This window comes from Paraburkholderia sp. ZP32-5, assembly GCF_021390495.1.
Lineage (GTDB): Bacteria > Pseudomonadota > Gammaproteobacteria > Burkholderiales > Burkholderiaceae > Paraburkholderia.
In genome coordinates, this window is the sequence record NZ_JAJEJP010000003.1 from 624,341 (window position 1) to 645,570 (window position 21,230).

The window sequence follows — 21,230 nt, forward strand, 5'->3', positions numbered from 1 at the left end:
CGCCCACCTGTCTATTTTCGGAGCATCTGAATGACCGTGTTCGAGATCCCGGCTAACGCCTGGGATTGCCATTTCCATGTCTACGGACCGTGGTCCCGCTTTCCACTGCCGCCCGCGCCGCCTTATATCCCCGATGAAGCGGATTTCGACACGTTGCGGCTGCTGCATGCGCGGCTCGGTATCGCGCACGGCGTACTCGTACAACCGGCGGTGTACGGCGCCGATCACACGGCGCTGCTCGCCGCATTGCGCGCGAGCACAGGCAGGTATCGCGGCATTGCGCTGATCGAGCCGGATATCGACGACTCGCTGCTCAACGACATGCATGCCGCCGGCGTGCGCGGCGCGCGACTCAATGTAGTCAGCCATCTGCCCGGCGGTACCGATCCGGGCCGGATGCGTGCGATTGCCGAGCGTGCGCGCGCGCACGGCTGGCATCTGCTGTTGCATGGCGCGCTTGCGCAGGTGCTGGATGCACTGCGAACGCTCGCCGATGTGGACGTGCCGGTCGTCGTCGATCACATGGCGCGCGTGCCCGCCGAGCGCGGTATCGCGTATCCGCAGTTTGCGGAACTGGAAGCACATCTGGCGCGGCCGCAGGTATGGATCAAGCTGTCGGGCGCGGATCGCATCTCCGCCGGGCAACCGCCATTTAGCGACGCGATTCCGATCGGCCGGCGTCTACTGTCGTTGGCTCCACAGCGCGCGCTGTGGGGCACCGACTGGCCGCATCCGAACATCACCACGCCGTGGCCCGACGAGGCCGCGTTGCTCGCGTTGCTCGGCGAAATCTGCGAGGACCGCGCGAGCTTGCAGCGCGTGCTGGTGGACAACCCGGCCGCGTTGTATGCATAAACCCCCATCCGCACGACAGGCGCGCTGATCATGACCATCCGCTCGATCGAGGCCATTCCGTTCCGGCCACCTTACGACATGTTCGGCCCGAAGCCATTGCTTGGTGGCCAGCCGCGTCAGATGGACATCCTGCTGGTGCGGGTCGAGACCGATGACGGCGTGGTCGGTTGGGGCGAAGCGTTCGGCTTCGTCGTGTGGCCGGCCACGCGCGCCGCGCTCGACCAGGTCGTCGCGCCGCTCGTGATCGGTCAGGACGAGTCGGATATCGCCGGCCTGATGAATCGGCTCAATCGCCAACTGCATCTGTTGGGCCGCTCCGGGCCCGTGACTTACGCGCTGTCGGGTCTCGATATCGCGCTCTGGGATATCGCCGGCAAAAAGGCGGGGCTACCGATCTCGGCGCTGCTAGGCGGTGCGCGCTATAGCGAGTTGCCCGCCTATGCGAGCCTGGTGCGCTATGGCGATCCGGCGCTGGTTGCGCGCAATGCAGCGGCGGCCTGCGCGCGCGGCTATCGGGCCATCAAGCTGCATGAACTGGGCGTCGCGCATGTGCAAGCCGCGCGCGAGGCGATCGGTCCGGATATCAGCTTGATGCTCGACGTCAATTGCCCGTGGAGCGTGGCCGAAGCGCTCGACGTCGCGAAGCAGATCGAGCGCTATCAACTGAGCTGGTTCGAAGAGCCGGTCTGGCCGCCGGAAGACTTCGTGGGTCTCGCCGAGGTACGGCGTGCCGGCGGCATTCCTGTATCGGCTGGAGAGAATGTCACGAGCGTCAAGCAGTTCGAGCAGATGTTCGCCGCCGGCGCATTGGATATTGCACAGCCGAGTGTCACGAAGATCGGCGGCATCACCGAGTTCATGAACGTGGTGACGCTGGCCGGCGAATATCGCGTGCCGGTCGTACCGCATTCGCCTTACTTCGGCCCGGGGCTGCTGGCGAGCCTGCATATCGCGGCGTCGTTGCCGGTCGAGACGATGATCGAGTATTCGTTCATGGAGCTGGAAGGCAATGCGCTTGGCGATGCGATCGCCGTGCACGATGGGCGCATTCGTATTCCGTCCGGTCCGGGTCTTGGACGAGACCCGGATCTGGAAGTCGTGGAGCGGTATCGGCTGCGTTGACGCGGCGCGCCGTTAGCGCTGCGCTTAGCGTTGCGCGTGCCCGCGGAAATCGAGGCTCTTCAGCAACTCCGCCGTTTCGCGCGCGAGCCGGGTCAGCGGGCGCGCACGCGAGATCGCCAGCACGAGGTTGTTCTGAATTCGCGGCGGCCCGATCGTCGCGTGCTGCAGCGTCTTGATCGCATCGCCGGCAAACGCAATCGCACTCTCGGGCAGGATCGTGTAGCCCACACCTTGCGACACGAGCGTGAGCAGCGTCTGCACGGCCCCGACTTCCGCGACGATCTGCAGTTCGATGCGGCGCGGCTGTAACGCTGCGTCGATCGAACTGCGGATCGCGTTGGGCACGCTCGGTACCACCATCGGATAGTCCGCCAGATTCGCCAACGGAACCTGCCGCGGCAGTTTCGCCGCGCGCGCGGGCCCGACCAGCAACAGCGATTCGCGCATCAAGGTCTGGAAAGACAGTTGCGGCGACACCGGTGGATTGAACAACAAGGCCATATCGAGTCGGCCCGCGATCAGCCACTCGCGTAAATGCTGGCTCATTCCCTCCGATACCGCGATCGACGCACGCGGAAACTGCGCGCGAAAGCGCCGCACCAGCGGCGCACTTAAACCGAGCGCGACACGCGGCGGCAGACCGACGGTCAGCTTGCCGCCAGGACTCGCCTGCAACTCGCGCAGTTCACTGCGCGCCTGTTCGGCCATCAGCAGCATCGTCCGTGCATGCGTGAGTAGTGCCGCGCCCGCTTCGGTGGGGCTCACGCCGCGCCCGGTGCGGATCAGCAGCCGCTGACCGTAGTCGGCTTCCAGCAACGCGATCTGACGGCTCAGCGTCGACTGCGCGAGGTTCAGCGTAATCGCCGCGCCGCTGAAGCCCTTCGCCTCGACGACATGCACGAAGTAGTTGAGTTGATGCAGATCCATACGAGGTTCGTCCGGGCATTAGCGTGGTGAAGCCGGTGCACGCTGGCGAATTGAGATCTCACGAATTATGCATTAACGCGCTGTGGCGTCGATGCTTCGGCGCGCGCATCGCTATCGAATTTCTCGATAGCTGATAGCGAAAAGATCGGCGGATTTCGGCGCGATAAAAAAGTACAGTGACGGCCAGAGCAAATCGAAAACAAACCAGCGAAAACAAACGAACGATATCGAAGAGGAGACCGGCACGGTGTTTCAGCCGCGCAAGAATAAGCGAGTCGGCATCACGCCGACTCCGCGCGAGCGGCTCGTCATGTCCATCGTCGCCACGCGTCGTTCGTGCCATTGAACGGATAAGCATGTCTGAGAATGTGAGGCGCCCGGTCGATCATATCGACGGATGGACGGAGACTTCGGGTGTCAGCTTGCGCTATGTCGTGTCCGGTAACGGCGGACCGAGCGTCGTACTGATTCATGAACTGGGCGGCACGCTCGACAGCTGGACTGGCGTGCTCGGCGCGCTCGAACCGCACTGCACGGTGTTGCGCTTTGATCAGCGCGGCCACGGGCTTTCCGAGAAAGTCCGCGAACCCTTCATGCTCGACGATCAGGTCGATGATCTCGAAGCGGTGCTCGGCGCAGCTCAGCCAGACGCTCCTCACTGGCTGGTGGGCGCGGCGGCCGGCGCGGCAGTCGCGGTCAAATTCGCCGCGCGCCACCCGCAACACGTGGCGGGCATCGTGATGTGCGCGCCCGCGCTGAATGCCGACTCGTCACGCAGCACCTATCTGCAGTCGCGCTCGGCGCTCGCTACCACGCATGGCATGCGTGCGATCGCCGACGCATCGCTCGAACGCTCGTATCCGGAAGCGATTCGCGATGCCGCCGTGTATCGCGACTATCGCGCGCGCTTTCTCGCCAACGATCCGGTTTCATACGGACTCGCGAATCAGGCACTCAGCGACATGGAACTGCGCGACGAGTTGCGCGCGCTGCGTTGCGCCTGCCTCGTACTCGCCGGACGTTACGACACGCTGCGGCCGCCGGATCTGCTGAAGGCGCAGGCCGCGTTGCTCGCGCGCGCCCGCTTCGTTGAGATCGATTGCGCGCATCTGATGCCGGTGCAGGCACCCGCGGAACTCGCTTCATACATTCTTGATTTTGTCAGGAGACGACCATGAGATTTCTAAAACAACTACATATTCAGGTATTGCTGGGCCTTGCCGCGGGCATTGTTCTGGCGCTGTGCGCGCCGGCAACGGCCATCGCGATGAAGCCGCTAGGCGACGGATTCATCGCGCTGTTGCGCATGCTGATGGCGCCGATCGTTTTTTGCACGGTGATCCACGGTCTTTCGCACGCACGCGATCTGCGCAAGCTCGGCATGTTGGGCGTGAAAACGCTCGTTTACTTCGAAGTGGTCAGCACGCTAGGTCTCGCGCTGGGTCTGGTGGCGGTCAATCTGTTCAAGCCGGGCCTCGGTCTGCACGCGATCAATCTGAGTACCGCGAGCGGAGACAAGATCTCGCAGTTCGCCGCGTCGGCATCGCATATGAATGTCACGCAGTTCTTTATGGACATCATCCCGCGCACGATGGTGGGTGCATTCTCGACCGGCGACATGCTGCAGGTGCTGCTGGTGACCTTGCTCGTCGGCGTCGCGTTGATGATGACCGTGGGCCCCGATTCACTGCTGCTGCGCGGTATCGAGGAGAGCCAGCGCGTGCTGTTCAAGGTACTCAGCTTCGTGATGCGGCTGGCACCGCTCGGCGCATTCGGTGCGATGGCGTTCGCGGTCGGCAGCTATGGCGGCGCGACGCTGCTCTATCTGCTGAAGGTGGTGGCCGTCTACTGGGGGGCGTCGGTGCTCTTCGTGGTGGTCGTGCTCGGCGGCATCATGTCCTGGTCGGGTGTTTCGTTGTGGTCGCTGCTGAGCCTGATCAAGGAAGAAATCCTGCTGGTGTTCGGCACGGCATCCGGCGAGGTGGCGTTTCCGCGACTCGTGGAAAAACTGAAAGAGGCCGGCTGCGACGAGATGGTCGTCGGCTTCGTGCTGCCGGCCGGTTATGCCTTCAATCTCGACGGCACGAGCATCTACATGGCCATTTCGGTGGGCTTTATTGCGCAGGCCACCGACACCCCGTTCTCACTCGGTCAACAGCTCGCTGTTCTGGCCGTGCTGATGCTGACGTCGAAGGGCGGCGCGATGGTTGCCGGCGGCGCGTTCATCAAGCTGGCCGCGACGATGGAGTCGGTCAAGGCGCTGCCGCTCAATGGCCTCGGCCTGCTGTTCGGTATCGATCGTCCAATGGCCACGGCCACGGCAGTGACCAACATGATCGGCAACGCGGTGGCGGTGGTCACGCTTTCGAAGGTCGAGCAAGGACTGGACACCGAGCGCTTTCGCGAGCGCGTGAAGGCGGGGCATGCGATCGGCGTGAGAGCCGAACCCGCCGAATTGGCCATACCGGATTCATTGCCCAAATAAGTCACCGGGGATTGCAGTCCGATAAGGGCTGTCTGACTTCGTAAAAAAACAATCCTGAACTCTTAAATCATTCCAACAAGGAGATGAGATGAAGAAGTCGTTGGTCATGTGGGTCGCCATTGCGCCGTTTTCGATGCTCGCACACGCGCAAAGCAGCGTCACTCTCAGCGGTGTCATCGATGTCGGCATCAATGCGGTAACCAATGCTGGCGGCGCTCATCAGTATGCGATGAGTAGCGGCGTCAATAACGGCAGCCGGTTCGTGTTCAGCGGTATCGAAGATCTCGGTGGGGGCTACAAGAGCGTGTTCTTTCTCGAGAACGGTTTCAACGTCAACAACGGGCAATTGGGGCAGGGCGGCTTGCTGTTCGGACGGCAAGCGTATGTGGGTCTCATGAGCCCGTACGGCAGAGTCACACTCGGGCGGCAATACGATTCGATCGTCGATTACGTCGGCCAATTCGCCGCCGCCGACAACTGGGGCGGTTATATCTCCGCGCACCCCGGCGACCTGGACAACTTCAACAATAGCTATCGCACCAACAACTCGGTGAAGTTCACCAGCCTGAACTACAACGGCCTCACGTTTGGCGGTGTTTATAGTTTCGGCGGCGTGGCGGGTGATGTATCGCGCAATCAGATCTGGTCGCTCGGCGCCGGCTATACCCATGGGCCGTTCGCAGTGGGCGTCGCTTATCTGGACGCGCGTAATCCGAACCTGAGTTTCATGGGCACCAACTCGCAGACCGCGCTGACCGCCGCGACGGCCAACGGTACGGTGACGCCGGTGTACAGCGGCTTCATGTCGGCGCGCAGCTATCAGAGCGCGGGCGCCGCGGCGTCCTATACGATCGGCGAAGCGACGGTTGCGCTGACTTATTCGAATGTGCGCTTCAGTAATCTCGGCGATCTGACGTCAGGACCGAATCCGAATCACTACACGGGGACGGCGGTCTTCAACAACGCGGAAGTCAGCCTGCGCTACCGTCCGACGCCCGCGATCCTGCTCGGCGCCGCGTATGACTATACCGACGGCGGTGGCGTGAATGCGAACCCCGGCGCGAAATATCATCAGGGGCAACTGAGCGCGCAATACTTCCTGTCCAAGCGCACGACCGTGTATGTGATCGGTGTGTATCAACATGCGTCCGGCACCGATTCCACCGGCAAGCAGGCGGTGGCCGCGATCAATCTGTTGACGCCGTCGACGTCGAATTCGCAGGCGGTCGTGCGGGTTGGGTTGCGTCAGAAGTTCTGATTGTGGGGGCGTGCTGTTGAAGGATGCATGCCTGCGTTTGCGTTGCCCGTCCCGAACCACATGAGCCCGGGACGGGCGGCATCTATCCGGAAATCTGGAAAGCGGCGCGTGTGCGCACTGCCGTAACGAACGATTCACTCCGCCGAAGGCACTCCCTTACCCATCCGGTAATCGGTGGGCGTCGTCGCAAGATATTTCCTGAACAGCTTGGCCAACTGACCGCCGCTGCCGATACCGCAGCGGCGCGCAATCTTGTCGACCGGCAAACGCGACTCGACGAGCATCCGGCAACTCATGTTCAGACGCGCGCGAAGCAGATAATCCGACGGCGTCATGCCGATTTCGCTCTTGAAGCGCCGCAGGAAATTGCGCTCGCTCATCGCCGCGACCTGCGCGGCCGCATCGATGGAAACCGGACGATCGACGTTGGATTCCAGCCAGCGCGCGGACGCCATGATCTGCTCGCTAACCTGCGGCGCGCCGCCGCGAGAAAAGGACGTGTCGAACGGCACATTCTGCTGCGGCGCGACCGATTCCGCGACATGCCGCACCACGTCCGGTCCCATATCCTCTTCCACGATGCGCAGCGCCGTCGCGACCTCCGTTGGCGCTTCGCTCAGCGGCCGCGCTTTGTAGTAGTCGCGCGCGTCGTTGTCGCCGTGGAGCAGCGGCGAATAACGGCTCGGCAGCCTCGCGGCTTCCAGCAGCAGGCGCCCCTCGGCGATCGGATGAACGATTTCGCTGAGCGGGTGCCGGCGGCGCAGCCAGTTGCCCAGACGTTCGTCGCGGCATGCATGCGGGGCGCCGGCGCCGCCCGCGATAAACAGCAGATGCCGGTCGCCGGTGACGTCGTGCGTTTCGACGCTTTCGGTCCAGACGAATACCGAGGATGAGCTTGCGATACGGCCGCCCGCGGCCGATAGTAGTGAGACGTCGTAGCGTGCGCGCGAGGATTGCCGCGAAACGCTCAATGCGTTTGCTTTCTGGAAGATTTCAATAATTGCGGCGACTTTCGGCAATGCAAATCCATTGAACAACGCGATGTCGACGCGAGTTATGCCGCCTGTTTGCGTCCGCACAGCACTTTGCCGCGAGCCGCGCGGCAGAGCATCTACCAGCTCCATTTGCTTTTCCCCGGAATATTTTGGCCTTCAAAATCCCTTCCCTTGGACTCTGCGTTTCTTCTTTTTACTCATGCTATCTATATGATTCGGGCGTCATTATTGCATGTCTGATTTGGCCAACATATTGGCTGCTCGCGACATAAGGGTAAAAATTTGCACGATTTCGGTGAAAAATCGCAAAGATATTCCCAATATTTCGAACAACAAATTTGCGAATTTTTCAAAAAATTTCAATAAAAATAAAATACGAAATTGGCACGGGATGCATAAGCATCGTTCAGAAATAGCTTATGCAGAGGTACAATATAACAGTGGATGACAGCGCGCCGATCCATGCCTGGCGGGCGGTGCGCCGTATGCCGTACAATTGCTGCCTTTCAGTACAGGGACTTTTTAGAGGTCAGTGTGCATCGAAAATTTCATTCGCGTGTAGCAATTCGAGTGTCGTTTTCTTACCGGAAACGGATTCGAGGCTAATTTCTTCGGGGTTTTCTATATCCCCGGCAAACGATTGCGCAGGCTAAATAACCATCGGGTTTGGCCGTTAACGCGTTCATGCATATACACGAAATTCGGACCATCGTTAGTGCCGCACGGGAGACCGCCGACTCCATAGTCGGTGCGCGTGCATGGAATACGGTCGAAGATGCTAACGCAATGCGCGATCTGATCTTCTGGGACATGCTTGCCAAGCAATTGCCCGATATCAGCATGGCCGAGTTGCTGTCGATTCTGGAATAGTCGCGCGGCGAGATGGCGGCTGGTAGGCGTCACGGTTCATCCGGCGCCGAGTGCATGTCGGCGGGATCGGCAAGCCGCCGGTCAGACGTCGTCGAATCCGGCCAGCGAGAATATCTTGACCGTGGTCCCGCGCGCGGGTTTGCGGCCTTCCTGTTGTTGAACGAAGATTTGCACCGCGCGCGTCATCTCGTCCTGGGATAGTTTCCGGTACGCGCAGATGTTGTAGGTCACACCGTGCTGCCGGTCCTTGATGAAATTGTCGACGTTCGGCAATTGCATGATTTCCTCGCAAGGCAATGCGTCGATTGTCCGGTCATCACCGAGCGTTGCTCGCGGACGCGACTCATCGGCAAAAAAAAGCCAGCCGAAGCAATCCGGCTGGCCGAGAGACTTTTGAGGGAAAGCGCGATTCCCAGCGATTCCTCAAATGGTCCGAGGTAACAGACACTGTACGCGGACAATGGGCAGCGATGCGATGCATTGCGCCCAGAGGCAAGCTATTGGCGGAATGGGTCAAAAACGCGCAACACTCATTGGCCCGGCATGACCGGTGCGATTCAGTTCATATACCACTTGCCCGCATGCCGGGTGAACGCGTAGATCGTGTCCGCGATGAGTGGCATGTCCTGACGCGAGCGCGTCACGATGCCGGAGCCGTGGATGACCGTTACGTTCGCGTTGCCCAGTAGACGGATCGTTTGCCCATCGGCGGCGCCGGAGAAGTTCGACAGATGGGTCGGCGTGACGTCGTCATCGATCACGACGAGACTCGAACCGGTGACGTTGACGATGCGTGTGCCAGGCGCCGGCCTGCTCGTGAACGGCGTACCCGATACGCTCGATCCATCGTGGTCCTGCATCAGGAACAACCCAGCCTGATTGAAGCTGCCGCCGCAGGCAAAGTATTGATTGCGCGCATCCGGATCGGATTCACTCACATAGTCTTCGAAGCCGTACTTTTGCAGCCGCTCCTTGCGACCTTCTGAGCGGCAAGCGGTCAAGATGTTCGCTTGCGACCTGGACGACATATAGAAGCCGCTGTAAGTACCGACTTCGGCGGAGCTATTGTTATAGCCGAAGCAGGTACTCCATATCGCGCTGCCGTCGACGTAGAAGCCGTGGCCAATGTTGGAGTCGCCGCGGCACTGTGAGATGCGGTGTTGCGATCCCCTGAGCGGTGCGATGTAGATACCGCGCTCGGCGTCTTCGCCGATGCAGTTGGACAGAAAGTTATTCGCGCCGCCGACCACGATGCCGCACAGCAATAGGTCTGGTGTCACCAGGCCTTGCCCCGCGATCAGAGAAGGATTCGCTTCGATACGGTTGAGGAAGTCGTCGGTGCCGAAGGTTTCGATACATCCGGAAATCCGGCTGCGCTGTCGATCGAGCAGAACATTGGTGGTCAGGATATCTTCGAACACCACGCCGAAGCCGGCGAGATGTTGAAAGCCCTGGTCGGCAAAGTTATTCGCCGTGCACCGGCGTATCGCCGCCCACTTGACCAGTTGAAAGCGGACCGCGCCCCCTTTGCACTGCGCGCCGCGTCCTTCGAAATTGATCCCGCTAATGCCGATTCCGCGTATCAATGTCTCCGGCGTATCGACCACGAAGCCAGGCTCCGCCTGTATCAATGTCACGCCGGACACATGGCCCGGCAGATAGCCGAACATCGTGCTGCTCGATACCAGCGATACGCCGTTCTTCAGGATCACGTTGCAGCGATAGCGGCCCGCGGGAAAGCGAACCACGCCGCCCCCTCGCGCCTCCAGCAGATCGATCGCGGTCTGGATCGCGATGCTGTCATCCGCGCGGCCGTCACCCTTCGCGCCGAATCGTTTGGGATTGGCATCGGCGTCGTTCAGCTCGTCTGCTACCGATCGGACGACACTGGCCGGCGCCGCTGCCCTGAATGCGACCGTTTGAGCGTTACCGGTTGCCGCTGCGGCGTCTTTCGTGGTGCCTGTATCAGCGGAGGATCCAGCCGGTTGCGCTTGTCCATTGAACGTTGCGGTTGCAGTTGCACTGAGAATCGTGCCCGCGAGGGCGCCCTTGATTGCCTGCCGTCGATTAGTCACGCTCACTCGCCTACGTCGGTTATTCGTCGCGCGCGAGCGCGTTGCCAAGCAGTTCCCTGAGCAGCACCGTCGGGAACACGATCGCATCGTGCACATAGCGGCGTAACAGGCGCCGCGGTTCGCAACCAATCCGGTGTAGCCATTCGAGGCCGTTCTTGCGCATCCACATTGGCGCGCGCGCCTTTTCTCCGGCGATGAAATCGATCGTCGCACCGGCGCAGATCGCCACATTCGCACTGATTCTTGCGCGGTGTTCGTGGACCCATAGCTCCTGCTTCGGCGCGCCAAGTCCGACGATCAACAAATCGGGCTCTGCCGCGGCGATGCCATCGAGAATGCGATCGCATTCGTGCGGTAATGTTTCGAACCCGAAAGGCGGCGAGTATGTACCGACGATCTGAACATTGCTCCAGCGTTGCGTAATGATCCGCGCTGCACATTCCGCGACGCCGGGACCGGCGCCGAGCAGGTATACGCGCATGGGCTTTTGCATCGAGCGCGCCTGTTGAAATAGGCACGGTACGAGATCGCTGCCCGGTACCGTTTCCTTCAGCGCGCGCCCCATCAGCCGGGAGGCGAGAACGAGCGGCTTGCCGTCCGCGAGCACCATCGACGCGCCCGCATAGGCGGCCTGGAATGCGACGGAGTTGCGCAGCTTGACGATATGGTCGACGTTCGGCGTGACGACGTAGCGGCAGCCGGCATGCGGTGTTTCAAGCCACCTCGCCAGCGTCTGTGCGGCGAGGTCCATTGAAATAGCGTCCAGCTCGATGCCGAACATCGTGCATTTCGTGTTCATTTGATCTGCCCCAAATCGATACGACGTGACGAAGCGATCCGAATGACGAATCAGTCGGATGCACTGGAAAGCGGAATAGGTGGAAGTTCTGTTGCGCTAGCCGGTTCAGTGGCCTGTCTTAGCCAGATGCCGGCAATGTGTTGCGCCGATCTCGTCGAAGCGCGAGATCGGTATGTCGCGCGCTATGCGGTGCCGGCCCTGCCATAGCGATCTTCGAGCCGCACGATGTCGTCCTCGCCGAGATACGCGCCGGACTGCACTTCGATCAGTTCGAGTGGAATCTTTCCGGGGTTGAACAGGCGGTGCGATACGCCGACCGGAATATAGGTGGACTGGTTTTCCGTCAGCAGGTCTTCCCGATTGCCATTCGTGACGAGTGCCGTGCCTTTGACGACAATCCAATGCTCGGCGCGATGATGGTGCAGTTGCAGACTCAATTGCGCGCCGGGGTTCACGACGATCCGCTTCACCTGAAAGCGTTCGCCCTGATCGATCGATTCATACGAGCCCCACGGGCGCATCACGCGCCGATGCGTGACCGACTCGCGCCGTCCCGATGCCGAGAGACTTTCGACAACACGCTTGACGTCTTTGGCGAGATCGCGATGCGCGACGAGTACTGCATCGGCGGTCTCGACGATTACGAGATCGCTGACGCCGATCGCCGCGACCATGCGGTGCTCGGCGCGAATATAGGAATTCGACACGCTGTCCTGCAGCACGTCGCCGATCAGCGCATTACGCTGTGGGTCTTGCTGTGCAATCTCGTGCAGCGCGGACCATGAGCCGATATCGTTCCAGCCAAGATCGTCTACCGCGATCACCGCCGCGCGGTCCGTGCGCTCGAACACCGCATAGTCCACCGAGATGCTCGGGCATTCGGCGAACGCATCGGCGCTGAGCGCGAGAAACTGCGCATCGGAGCTGGCGTCGGTATAGGCCTGCTGCGCCAGCCGGGCGACCTCGGGTTCATAACGCTTCAGTTCATCGAGGTACGTAGATGCGCGAAACAGGAACATGCCGCTGTTCCACAGGTAATCGCCGCTGGCGAGCAATTCGATCGCGAGCGCGGTATCGGGCTTCTCGATGAAAGCGTCGACATCGTAGGCATCGTGTTGGCCGTTTGCCAGAAGCGCACCTTTGCGGATGTAGCCAAAGCCGGTGTGAGGCGCGGTCGGCACAACGCCGAACGTAACGAGTCGCCCATCGCGCGCGAGCGTCGTACCGGTTTCGACGGCCTCATGAAACGCGGCAGCGTTCTGAATGACGTGATCGGACGGCAGCACGAGCAACAGTGCATTGGGATCGTTCTGAATGGCAAAATGCGCGGCCGCCGCAATTGCCACGGCGGTATTTTTCGAAACCGGTTCAAGAATGATCGCGGAAGCAGTGAGCCCGATTTCCGCTAACTGATCGACTAATTGAAAGCGATATGCGGCATTCGAAACCAGAACAGCAGGTCGGATGTTCTCAAGCGCATCGACGCGCGTGAGCGTAGTCTGCAAAAGCGATTGATCGCCCGCGAGTGCAAGGAACTGTTTCGGCTGACCACCGCGAGACATTGGCCACAACCGCGTTCCGCTGCCGCCGCACAGCACCACCGGGAAAATACTCATTTGCATCGATCCTGTATGCGTCGTTGCACGTGACTCTACTGAGCATCCGATGGACTGTGCGGCGGATGTCTTAATTGGCCACGCTTTTGGCAACTCCGGATAATCGATCTACGCGCATGGATGATGACGTCCGGAGCACACATCGTTCTATCGTCTGCCGGTTACGTAGGGATAGTCCCGGTAGGCCAGCAGCATGAACATGAAGATCGATAGGCCTAGTGGTTCGAGCATCAGCAGGCCCGCGAATATCGCAAAGACGAGTGGCGCCATGCTGCCGAAATCTCTGCGCACGCGAAGCCAGAGAAGCCAGCAATAGATGACTGTGACGGGCACGCCGTACTTGTAGATCATGCCGGTGATCGAATTCGATATGCCGGCGTCGTTTTCCTTGATGTACCCGTACTCATCCAGCGCGAGCGCGTTATAGGCATCCAGGTCGCCGCTAGGGCGGCCCAGCAATAGACTGTCTGCGGCGGCGCGCGCGCCGAGTGTCAGGTCGTTGATTCGCACGGTAATACTCGAGTCGCCCTGTAGCGAACGGCCGAATAGCGTCGAGAATGCGTCGTCGATCGCACCGGGGGCCGCCAATACGAGCGCGACCATTGCACCCGCGACGATGGCCGCCAGGTTCGCGAGTCTCGGCTGGCGTTGATGCAGGTAGCAATAGCCGGCGAACGGCATCAGGATCGACAGCGCACCCATCGATTGAGTCGAAAGAGCCGCCAAAAGAAATACCCAGTTCGGTCGCTTTTTGTACTTCAGACAGTTGTAAGCGAAGGCCATCGTCAGCATCACGCCATACACACCGGCTTCCCAGAAGATGCCCTGATTGCGATAGTGATTGAAGCGCTGTAAATCGGTTGCACGAACATAGAGAAGACCGAAGACCGTGCTGTATTCGTCATCGATATGACGTGCGATGCCGGGGGCAACGTAGGCGAGTGGGTACAGAACCAGCGAGACGATGGCCATGTAGTACAGCACGTCGACAAAGAGCTCGCGAAAGTCGTAGCGCGTTCGCTTGAAATAGATACATGCAATGCCCGCTATCAACGCTTTCAAGATGACGAAGAATTCCTTGTCGTCTATCTGAAAGTCTTGCGCGTAGCTTGCGACGATGAGCGCGATAACCAGCAAGCTGTAGCTACCGCGAATTGCACGGGGAAAGCGCGTCGACACCAGAAAGCTGCAAAACAGCACGACGACGATTGCTGCGATCGCCGCTGAATTGCCGACGCGCACGACGACGATCCAACCGCCGCTTACCAGCAGGATCGCCGTCAGCAACAGCGAGGCTCGAACATCACGTCGCAATAGTGCGTTAAACATGATCGAATCCGCTTGCGATGCCAACCGGGGCGCCCGCCTGTGCCGTAGGCGCGCCTTTCTCCCATTGCCTGCTATCCGGATTCCAGTGCCGAACCACGCGCGCCGGTGCGCCGACAGCGACGCAGAAATCGGGGATATCGCTCGACACCACCGCGTTAGCGCCTATCACGCAGTTGCGGCCGATTTTCGCCCCAAGTATCACGACGTTCTCTCCGATCCACGAACCGCTTCCGATCTCGACGGGCCGACGCAAAACAAGCTCCTGCGTCTTGATCGGGAGCTTGATGTCCTGGTATCCGTGAATGTAGTCGGCGATATAGACGCGGTCGGCGATCAGTACGTCCCGGCCGATTTCGATCGATTGCGTGGCGATGATATGCGCGCTGTTGCCGATATAAACGCCGTCCTGAATCGCGAGTCGCGGCAGCGCCGGGGCCGTATGAATCGTTTCGATCCACGCAAAGTTGTTGATAAAAACACCGTTGCCGATTTCCATGCGGTTCGAACCGTCGATCCGGATCGGCCTGAGAATGCGTGAACGAGCACCAAAGCGCGCGAAGAAAAACGGATACGCGAGACCTTGCAGCGATGTGCTCAAGCGATTGCGAATCTTGAAGAAGATGCCTATATTCACGAGGCTATTCCGTTTGAGTGCGTTTGGCGCGCGGCTTCAGCACGATTGCAATTTGACGTCGATAAAACGATAGCGACGGGTAGACGCAAATCCCCAGAGTCTTCCAGGCCACGAATCCCTCCGCGAGTTTTTCGCCGGCCAGCGTGAGTGCCGTCGCGAGTGCCGCGCCGGTTCCACCGAGCGTCGGCACCAGAATCGCGGCGAGGATGATGCACGCGAGCGTCGCAATGACCATCGCATTACGGATGACTTTTTCGAGTCCGTGAACGACCAGCAAAGGGCGGATAGAACCGCTCGCAACGACGGCGAGTTGCCCCGCGCTGAGGAATATCAGCGGGCCGTAGCCGGCGCCAAAATCGTTACCGAACACGCGTAACAGTTGATGCCCCGCTATCACTAATACGACGAAGAGCGCCGACACGAAGAGCAGCAATGCCGCCGACACGCGGTGAACGATCCACTCGATATCGCGCTTGCTGGCAACACCACGCATCATCGCGAGCTTGGGGCCGACCAATGCGTCGATAGGCGGCACGAGGAACCCGGAAAGCGTCAGCGCAACGCGCTGAGCGACCGAATAGCCACCCACCTCTGCAGGTGACGCATAGATGCCCACCGCGAACACGGCAATCCACAGCAACGCCATCTGACACGTGTTACCGATCAGCAGCGGCAGCGCGGGCCGCAGCAGGCTGACGTTCCACAACGGGCCGGGCGGGCGGGAGCGACTATCGGCGCCGCGCACGAACGCGCGGACCGGAAGATACGCAATTGCGAGGTTCGCAACGGAGGCGAGCAGGAAGATACAAGTCGCGGTCACGGCACTTGAAGGTGGGACGCAAACCAGCGCGAGCAGCGAGAACAACGGCACCCAGACGCTGAACACCGCGATGCTTCTCTCCGGCTTTCCGGCGATTTGCAGAAACGGTACGTGCATCATCGCAATCGATGTCGGCAGCAGCGCTGCCGCGAACCACACCAATACCGGGGCGAGTTCCTGCTTATGAAACACGTGGTTCGCAAGCGGTTTGGAAAGAAGCACTACCGCGAGCGTGAGCACGACACTCGCGACGGCGGCAAGCAGCATGGTCTGACGGTACAGGCGCTTCAGTTCGGGCCATTGGCGGTCGCGCACCATCGGGCCGCCTTCGCGAATCACGATCTGTTCGAGACCGAGGCGGCAAAAGGTCGACAGTACCGACAGGAACCCGAGGCCGATCATATAAAGGCCGGTCTGCGATGCGCCGAGATAGCGGCCGAGAAAAATCACGAACGAGAAGTTCGCAACCGCGCCTGATAGCCGGAATACGAAGCTCGACGCGATGCGCCTGACGAAGGGCGGTAACCGTGCGGGACCCACTGATGTCATATCGGCTTATCGCGCCTGGAGGTCGAGCGATTCGATGACGCGCGCGGCGATATCGCGCGTATAGCCGAGGTCGACGTCGGTGAAGTGGCCGGGGAAGAAGTGGCGCTCAACCAGCGCGCCCAGCAACAGATTGGGCGAGGGCTTCGGTGTGCTGGATGACTGGTTGAGCAGGCGCCTGAGTTCAACAGTACTGCGAGCCCGCAGAATGCCATCGAGATGGTCGTAAAACGACTCGCCGAGCACGATCACTTTGTGACCTGCCACGAAAGCGTCGAGTCCGGTCATTGAATTGACCGTAACCGTCGTAGACGTCCGGGCGATATCGTCGGATAGCGACATTCCGCTGAGTTCTACTTCTTCTAGCCGGGTAATCAGCGCATAGAATGCTGCGCTGTATTTGCGCCGGTACAGTGGATGTTCACGTACGACGACTTTCCAATGCGGAGGAATGCCCGCCGTGACGAATTCAACCAGCCCGGCGTCGCTGAGGTGCAGGGGATTGTGATAGATATTGTTGGCGTCTTCCGGGACCTGCATCGCAAGCAGCAATGTGGTCTGTTTGTCGGACCCGGGGGCCTGCTGGCGCGCCAATGCGTTGTAGCGCAATGCCGGATATTTTTCGAGCTGGTATGGACGGAGATCGGGCGGCAGCAAGCCGGTAAGGGCCGCCTGACGCACCGCGAGCTTGTCGAGCATCGAGTAAAAACGATTGTTCCATCTCGGCCGCCGAGCCGGTACGACCAACTCCGGTCCTGTCGCGGGAAGCTCGGCAAGCGTCTTGCGGAACGAGCAATTTGCGTTGACCCCCTGGCGATCCAGTAGCGTTGTGCGATACGGACCCTGCTCGAAGAACCAGGTCGTCGCGCGCGAGCCTGCTAGCGCGCGCATCAGCGCTTCAGCGGGCAGACGCGTGTCGCCGCTGAGAATCGCGACATCCGGATTGAAGCGCTCGATAATCGAGCGGCTGACTTCGAGCATCGTGCGCGCCTGACGGTCGAGCGCGTTCCGCTGTGCATCGGTAATACCGGGGTCGGACGAATGAAAGCGAGTCAATGCCGATACGGTGTCAGCCTCGATCGGCGCACGTTTGGCCGTCGTCAGGAATGCCTTCCACGACAGTGCGCTGGTCGCGCGTCCGTGCAGCTTGAAGTAGGCCCACGCGCTGGGAAATACAGCGAGATGCAGAAACTCGACCTGAGGGTCCAACTGTTTCCATGCATCTTCTATTGCACAGAAAAAGCGCGCCATTGGATGGTAGTAAACCAGCGTGACAACTTTAGTTTTCATGGTATGTGAACGAGCCAGCCGCCGGGCGGAGACGATGCCCGGTTATCCAACGGTCCGCTTCAGCAGAAATGCGTCGCGCAGCGCGCGAAGCTCGATCTTGTGGCGTGCCGCCGCATGAAAGGCGGTCAACGCGATTGCGGAGAGCGCAACGGCCAGATTGCGTGTCTTCAGTCCACAGTAGAGCCAGTTGCGAGTGAGGTAATAGCGCGAGAAGTCGGAGCGGCTGCCGCCCGTCGACGAACTGATCTTGTGCTGCAGATGAATGGTTGGCGTGTAATACATGCTGATTCCCGCCTTCTTTAATTCGAGGCAGAAAATCGTGTCGTCGTAGTAGACGAACAGCTCTTCCCACATCCGAATTCCAGAAGCTTTTAGCGGCCGGGATTTGACGATCAGTGAACAGGTCGGCGCATAGTCGACCCGGTACAGCAGATTCGCTGTCAGCCGATCCGGTTTGTTATGGCCGAAATGACGGCAACCGCCCTTCAGGTAGCTCAATTTACCGCCGGCATACCATGTCTTGCCGGGCGTGCCGTAGTAAAAGCTCTTTGGCGCGAGCGCGTCCACATGCGGATTCGCGGTCAGAATGTCGACTTGCCGCTGCAGAAAATCCGCGTCGACTTCGATGTCGTTGTTCAGGAACAGCACATGCGTATAGCTTTCATCGGCGAGAAAGAAGTCCAGCCCCTGATTGTTCGCGGCGGCGACGCCGACGTTCGCGCTGTTGCGAATGAACGTGAACGGCACCTTCAGATCCGCACGGAGCGTTTTCTCGCAGACGTGGCTTTCGACATCGTTCTCGATACACAGGATATGGAAATCGACGAATCGTTGCGCGTTCATGCTGGCAATAAATCCGTCGATCACCCGGTCCGACTTGAAAAGGACGGTCACAATGCCGATTTTCATCACGGAATTCCTTCAGAAGTAAGCGCGCCGATCAGTTCAACAGGCCGCGGCTGCGCATTTCGGCGACCGACTGGTCGTAGCCCGCATCGGAGATGGTCTGCGCTTCGACCCATTTGCAGAATTGCATCGCCCCTTCGGCGAACGACACCTTCGGTTCGAAGTCGAGATCCTTGCGAATCTTCGTCAGGTCCGCGTAGTTATGGCGGATGTCGCCGAGACGGAAATTGCCGGTGATATTGAGCGCGCCGTTTGCGCCGTAGAAGCGCTTGAGCGTCTGTGCGACCTGAAGCACGCTGGTTGCCTTACCGGAGCCGACGTTATAGGCGATGCCCGCGGTATTCGTTGCATCGAGCGCCAGCGCGATGGATTCGACGATGTCGTCGATATAGACGAAGTCGCGACTTTCCAGGCCGTCTTCGAAAATATTGACGTCCTTGCCCTGCAGCAGCAGCGTCGAGAAGATCGACAGAATGCCGGTGTACGGATTGCGTAGCGACTGGCCAGGCCCATAAACGTTCTGGAATCGCAGCGCGATCGCGCCGATGCCGAGCGTCTCGCAGACGGTCAGCACCAGTTGCTCCTGGAACAGTTTCGTCACCCCATAAACAGAGCTGGGATGAGCCCGCGAGGTTTCGTCCGTTGGCAGCAGTTCGAGACGTTCGCCCGTATCAGGACACAGGCAATCGAACATGCCCAGCCGCATGTCGGCGATATCGCGTGCGTCCGGGTAGACGAAGCCGCGCTGATTCCGATATTTGCCTTCGCCGTAAATCGAGCGTGACGATGCAACGACGACGCGCCGCACGGTGTTGTGCCCAGCGTCGCGCGCTTGCGCGAGTAGATCGAGCATCAACGATGTGCCGCGGATATTGGTCTCGACGTAATGATCGACCTGGTACATGGATTGCCCAGTACCGGTTTCGGCAGCCAGATGAATCACAGCGTGCTGATTTTCGAGTGCTGCTTGCCAGTCTTCACGACGCCGCACATCACCTTTGATAAACCGCACGGATTCCGGCAACGATCTGAATAGCGGTGACTCGGCGGGACTGACGCCGTGAATCTGCGCGGACAGATTATCCAGTACGGTGACAGTGTCGCCGCGCAGGACGAGCGCGCGCGCGAGTGCACTGCCGATAAAACCGGCACCGCCGGTGATCAGGATATTCATACGAACTCGAAGGTTGAAATTACATTCGGAAGGGCGCGGAGACCGTCAATACGCGTGGGCGCCGCCGAAGCCGTGAATAAAGGTCTTCAAAACGATCTTCAGGTCAAGACCGAAGGTCCAGTTTTCGATGTAATAGAGATCGAACGCGATGCGTCCTTGCATCTTCTCGATCTTGTCCGTCTCGCCGCGATAGCCGTTGATTTGTGCCCAGCCGGTAATGCCGGGTTTGATCCGGTAGCGAAACATGTAGCCGTGCACGAGGTCCTTATAGAGTTCGTCGTGTTGCAACGCATGCGGGCGTGGACCGACCACGGACATCTCACCGCGCAGTACATTGATGAACTGCGGCAACTCGTCGAGACTGGTTTTGCGCAGCAGCGCGCCAATCGGTGTGACGCGTGGATCGCGCCGTTTGGCCTGAGTCAGCTGGCCGGCACTTTCGGCGTGGACGACCATCGTCCTGAACTTGTAGATCTGGAATTCAGTGCCATTCGCGCCTTTGCGCCATTGGCGGAAGAACACCGGCCCCGGCGACGACAGCTTCACCAGCACGGCAACGACGAGCATCAGCGGCGATATGCCGAGTAGTGCGAGCGCGGCAAACGAGCGATCAAAGATCTGCTTGGCGACAAAGCGCGGATCCGCCGATGGCGATGCCAGCAGGTTGATCGACGACAAGCCGGCGATTTCCGAAACCGAATGATTGAACAGCGCGATGTCACGTACATTCGGAATGAAGCGGACATTCACAAAGTCGTGGCGAAACGCATTGAGGACCGTATGTACGCGTGCTTCTTCGCGAAGCGGCAGCACCAGCCAGATTTCCTTGATGCCGCGAGTGCGCACGATGTCGGCAAGCGCGTCGACGGATGCAAGAACCGGCAGACCGCCGGCATATGTCGACGCCGTGGGGTCTTCATCGAACACACATTCCGGATAGAAGCCCGATTGAGCGTTCTTGCGCAAGCGCTCGATCAGCGTAAGGCTGAGCGGATTCGCGCCGACGATCGCCACCGGTTGCACGTCGATGCCGTGTCGCCACAACTGCTTCGACAATTGATATCCGGTGATCCGCGAGACGACGAGTAGCGCAAGCGACGTAACGAACCAGGTGCCGGACCATAGACGCGACAACGCATGAGTCTGATGCGTCGTGAAAACCAGTGCCAATCCGAGCACGAACACCGCACCCCATCCGAGCGTGACGAGCGTGACCATTTCCAGCGCATTGCGCCCGCGCCACGATTGATAGATGCCAAGCGTCGGAAACAGCAGGACAGCCATCGCTGTATTGAACGCGACGAGAAGCAGTGTCGGCTCACTCCAGGCGCTCAGGTCATTGAAGCGGAATACATACGCAACGGCGGCGCCCGCCAGCACGGAACATGCATCCAGTAACGCGAAAAGAAATGCCGGTGCTCGTGTGCGCGGTCGATTCCCGAGTGCTCTGACTGATTGCATTTGCATTCCCCCAGCGAAGTGTTTGCGGGTGCTAGCCGTCTTTGCGTCGCATCATATCCACGGGGTTA

The 21,230-nt window shown here is 60.0% G+C and carries 19 protein-coding genes; 6 read left to right on the forward strand and 13 right to left on the reverse strand.

Annotated elements, in window-relative coordinates; translation table 11 throughout:
* Window positions 1-30 precede the first annotated feature (30 nt).
* Both L0U82_RS35285 and L0U82_RS35290 read left to right on the forward strand, forming a co-directional pair.
* Complete coding sequence (locus L0U82_RS35285; protein WP_233838292.1) at window positions 31-855, forward strand: amidohydrolase family protein; 825 nt, start codon at window positions 31-33, stop codon at window positions 853-855.
* A gap of 30 nt (window positions 856-885) precedes the next feature.
* On the forward strand, window positions 886-1,977 hold the full coding sequence (locus L0U82_RS35290) for a mandelate racemase/muconate lactonizing enzyme family protein (RefSeq protein WP_233838294.1): 1,092 nt from the start codon (window positions 886-888) through the stop codon (window positions 1,975-1,977).
* Between the two features lie 24 nt (window positions 1,978-2,001).
* On the opposite strand, the gene L0U82_RS35295 is transcribed toward L0U82_RS35290, so the two are convergent.
* Window positions 2,002-2,904, reverse strand: coding sequence for a LysR family transcriptional regulator (locus tag L0U82_RS35295; protein ID WP_233838296.1), 903 nt, complete (start codon window positions 2,902-2,904; stop codon window positions 2,002-2,004).
* A 356-nt stretch (window positions 2,905-3,260) separates the two neighbouring features.
* Between L0U82_RS35295 and L0U82_RS35300 the strand changes: the two genes are divergently transcribed.
* The 3 genes from L0U82_RS35300 to L0U82_RS35310 all read left to right on the forward strand — a co-directional run bounded on the left by L0U82_RS35300 (window position 3,261) and on the right by L0U82_RS35310 (window position 6,647).
* On the forward strand, window positions 3,261-4,082 hold the full coding sequence (locus L0U82_RS35300) for an alpha/beta fold hydrolase (RefSeq protein WP_233838298.1): 822 nt from the start codon (window positions 3,261-3,263) through the stop codon (window positions 4,080-4,082).
* Window positions 4,079-5,389 carry a cation:dicarboxylate symporter family transporter gene (locus L0U82_RS35305; protein ID WP_233838300.1) on the forward strand — a complete coding sequence of 437 codons (1,311 nt, stop codon included), beginning with the start codon at window positions 4,079-4,081 and terminating at the stop codon, window positions 5,387-5,389. The genes L0U82_RS35300 and L0U82_RS35305 overlap by 4 nt, the downstream gene beginning before the upstream one ends.
* An 88-nt stretch (window positions 5,390-5,477) precedes the next feature.
* On the forward strand, window positions 5,478-6,647 hold the full coding sequence (locus L0U82_RS35310; protein WP_233838302.1) for a porin: 1,170 nt from the start codon (window positions 5,478-5,480) through the stop codon (window positions 6,645-6,647).
* Window positions 6,648-6,781: 134 nt separating this feature from the next.
* Here the strand turns inward: L0U82_RS35310 and L0U82_RS35315 are convergent, their stop codons facing one another.
* Entirely contained in the window at window positions 6,782-7,771 is a 990-nt protein-coding gene (locus L0U82_RS35315; protein WP_233838303.1) for a helix-turn-helix domain-containing protein, read from the reverse strand.
* Window positions 7,772-8,326: 555 nt separating this feature from the next.
* Between L0U82_RS35315 and L0U82_RS35320 the strand changes: the two genes are divergently transcribed.
* Window positions 8,327-8,512: a hypothetical protein gene (locus L0U82_RS35320; protein WP_233838304.1), complete on the forward strand. Its 186-nt coding sequence runs from the start codon at window positions 8,327-8,329 to the stop codon at window positions 8,510-8,512.
* 81 nt (window positions 8,513-8,593) lie between these two features.
* On the opposite strand, the gene L0U82_RS35325 is transcribed toward L0U82_RS35320, so the two are convergent.
* From L0U82_RS35325 to L0U82_RS35375, 11 genes are all read right to left on the reverse strand, one after another.
* Window positions 8,594-8,791 carry a hypothetical protein gene (locus tag L0U82_RS35325; RefSeq protein WP_233838305.1) on the reverse strand — a complete coding sequence of 66 codons (198 nt, stop codon included), beginning with the start codon at window positions 8,789-8,791 and terminating at the stop codon, window positions 8,594-8,596.
* Window positions 8,792-9,069: 278 nt separating this feature from the next.
* Entirely contained in the window at window positions 9,070-10,587 is a 1,518-nt protein-coding gene (locus L0U82_RS35330) for a glycosyl hydrolase family 28-related protein (protein ID WP_233838306.1), read from the reverse strand.
* Between the two features lie 19 nt (window positions 10,588-10,606).
* Window positions 10,607-11,386 (reverse strand): WecB/TagA/CpsF family glycosyltransferase, encoded by a 780-nt coding sequence (locus L0U82_RS35335; RefSeq protein ID WP_233838307.1) that lies wholly within the window; start codon window positions 11,384-11,386, stop codon window positions 10,607-10,609.
* Window positions 11,387-11,568: 182 nt separating this feature from the next.
* The gene (locus tag L0U82_RS35340; protein WP_233838308.1) at window positions 11,569-13,002 is read right to left on the reverse strand and encodes a mannose-1-phosphate guanylyltransferase/mannose-6-phosphate isomerase; all 1,434 of its coding nucleotides are present in this window, start codon (window positions 13,000-13,002) and stop codon (window positions 11,569-11,571) included.
* Window positions 13,003-13,149: 147 nt separating this feature from the next.
* A complete protein-coding gene (locus L0U82_RS35345) occupies window positions 13,150-14,289 on the reverse strand; it encodes a hypothetical protein (RefSeq protein WP_233838310.1) in 1,140 nt (379 codons plus the stop codon).
* 34 nt (window positions 14,290-14,323) lie between these two features.
* The gene (locus tag L0U82_RS35350; protein WP_233838312.1) at window positions 14,324-14,965 is read right to left on the reverse strand and encodes an acyltransferase; all 642 of its coding nucleotides are present in this window, start codon (window positions 14,963-14,965) and stop codon (window positions 14,324-14,326) included.
* 4 nt (window positions 14,966-14,969) lie between these two features.
* Window positions 14,970-16,334, reverse strand: coding sequence for a lipopolysaccharide biosynthesis protein (locus L0U82_RS35355; RefSeq protein ID WP_233838314.1), 1,365 nt, complete (start codon window positions 16,332-16,334; stop codon window positions 14,970-14,972).
* Between the two features lie 6 nt (window positions 16,335-16,340).
* Window positions 16,341-17,312, reverse strand: a complete 972-nt coding sequence (locus L0U82_RS35360; protein ID WP_233838316.1) for a capsular polysaccharide export protein, LipB/KpsS family — start codon at window positions 17,310-17,312, stop codon at window positions 16,341-16,343.
* Between the two features lie 351 nt (window positions 17,313-17,663).
* Window positions 17,664-18,530, reverse strand: coding sequence for a glycosyltransferase family 2 protein (locus L0U82_RS35365; RefSeq protein WP_233838318.1), 867 nt, complete (start codon window positions 18,528-18,530; stop codon window positions 17,664-17,666).
* A gap of 31 nt (window positions 18,531-18,561) precedes the next feature.
* On the reverse strand, window positions 18,562-19,701 hold the full coding sequence (locus tag L0U82_RS35370; RefSeq protein ID WP_233838320.1) for an NAD-dependent epimerase/dehydratase family protein: 1,140 nt from the start codon (window positions 19,699-19,701) through the stop codon (window positions 18,562-18,564).
* 45 nt (window positions 19,702-19,746) lie between these two features.
* Window positions 19,747-21,162, reverse strand: coding sequence for an undecaprenyl-phosphate glucose phosphotransferase (locus L0U82_RS35375; protein ID WP_267929927.1), 1,416 nt, complete (start codon window positions 21,160-21,162; stop codon window positions 19,747-19,749).
* Between the last annotated feature and the right edge of the window lie 68 nt (window positions 21,163-21,230).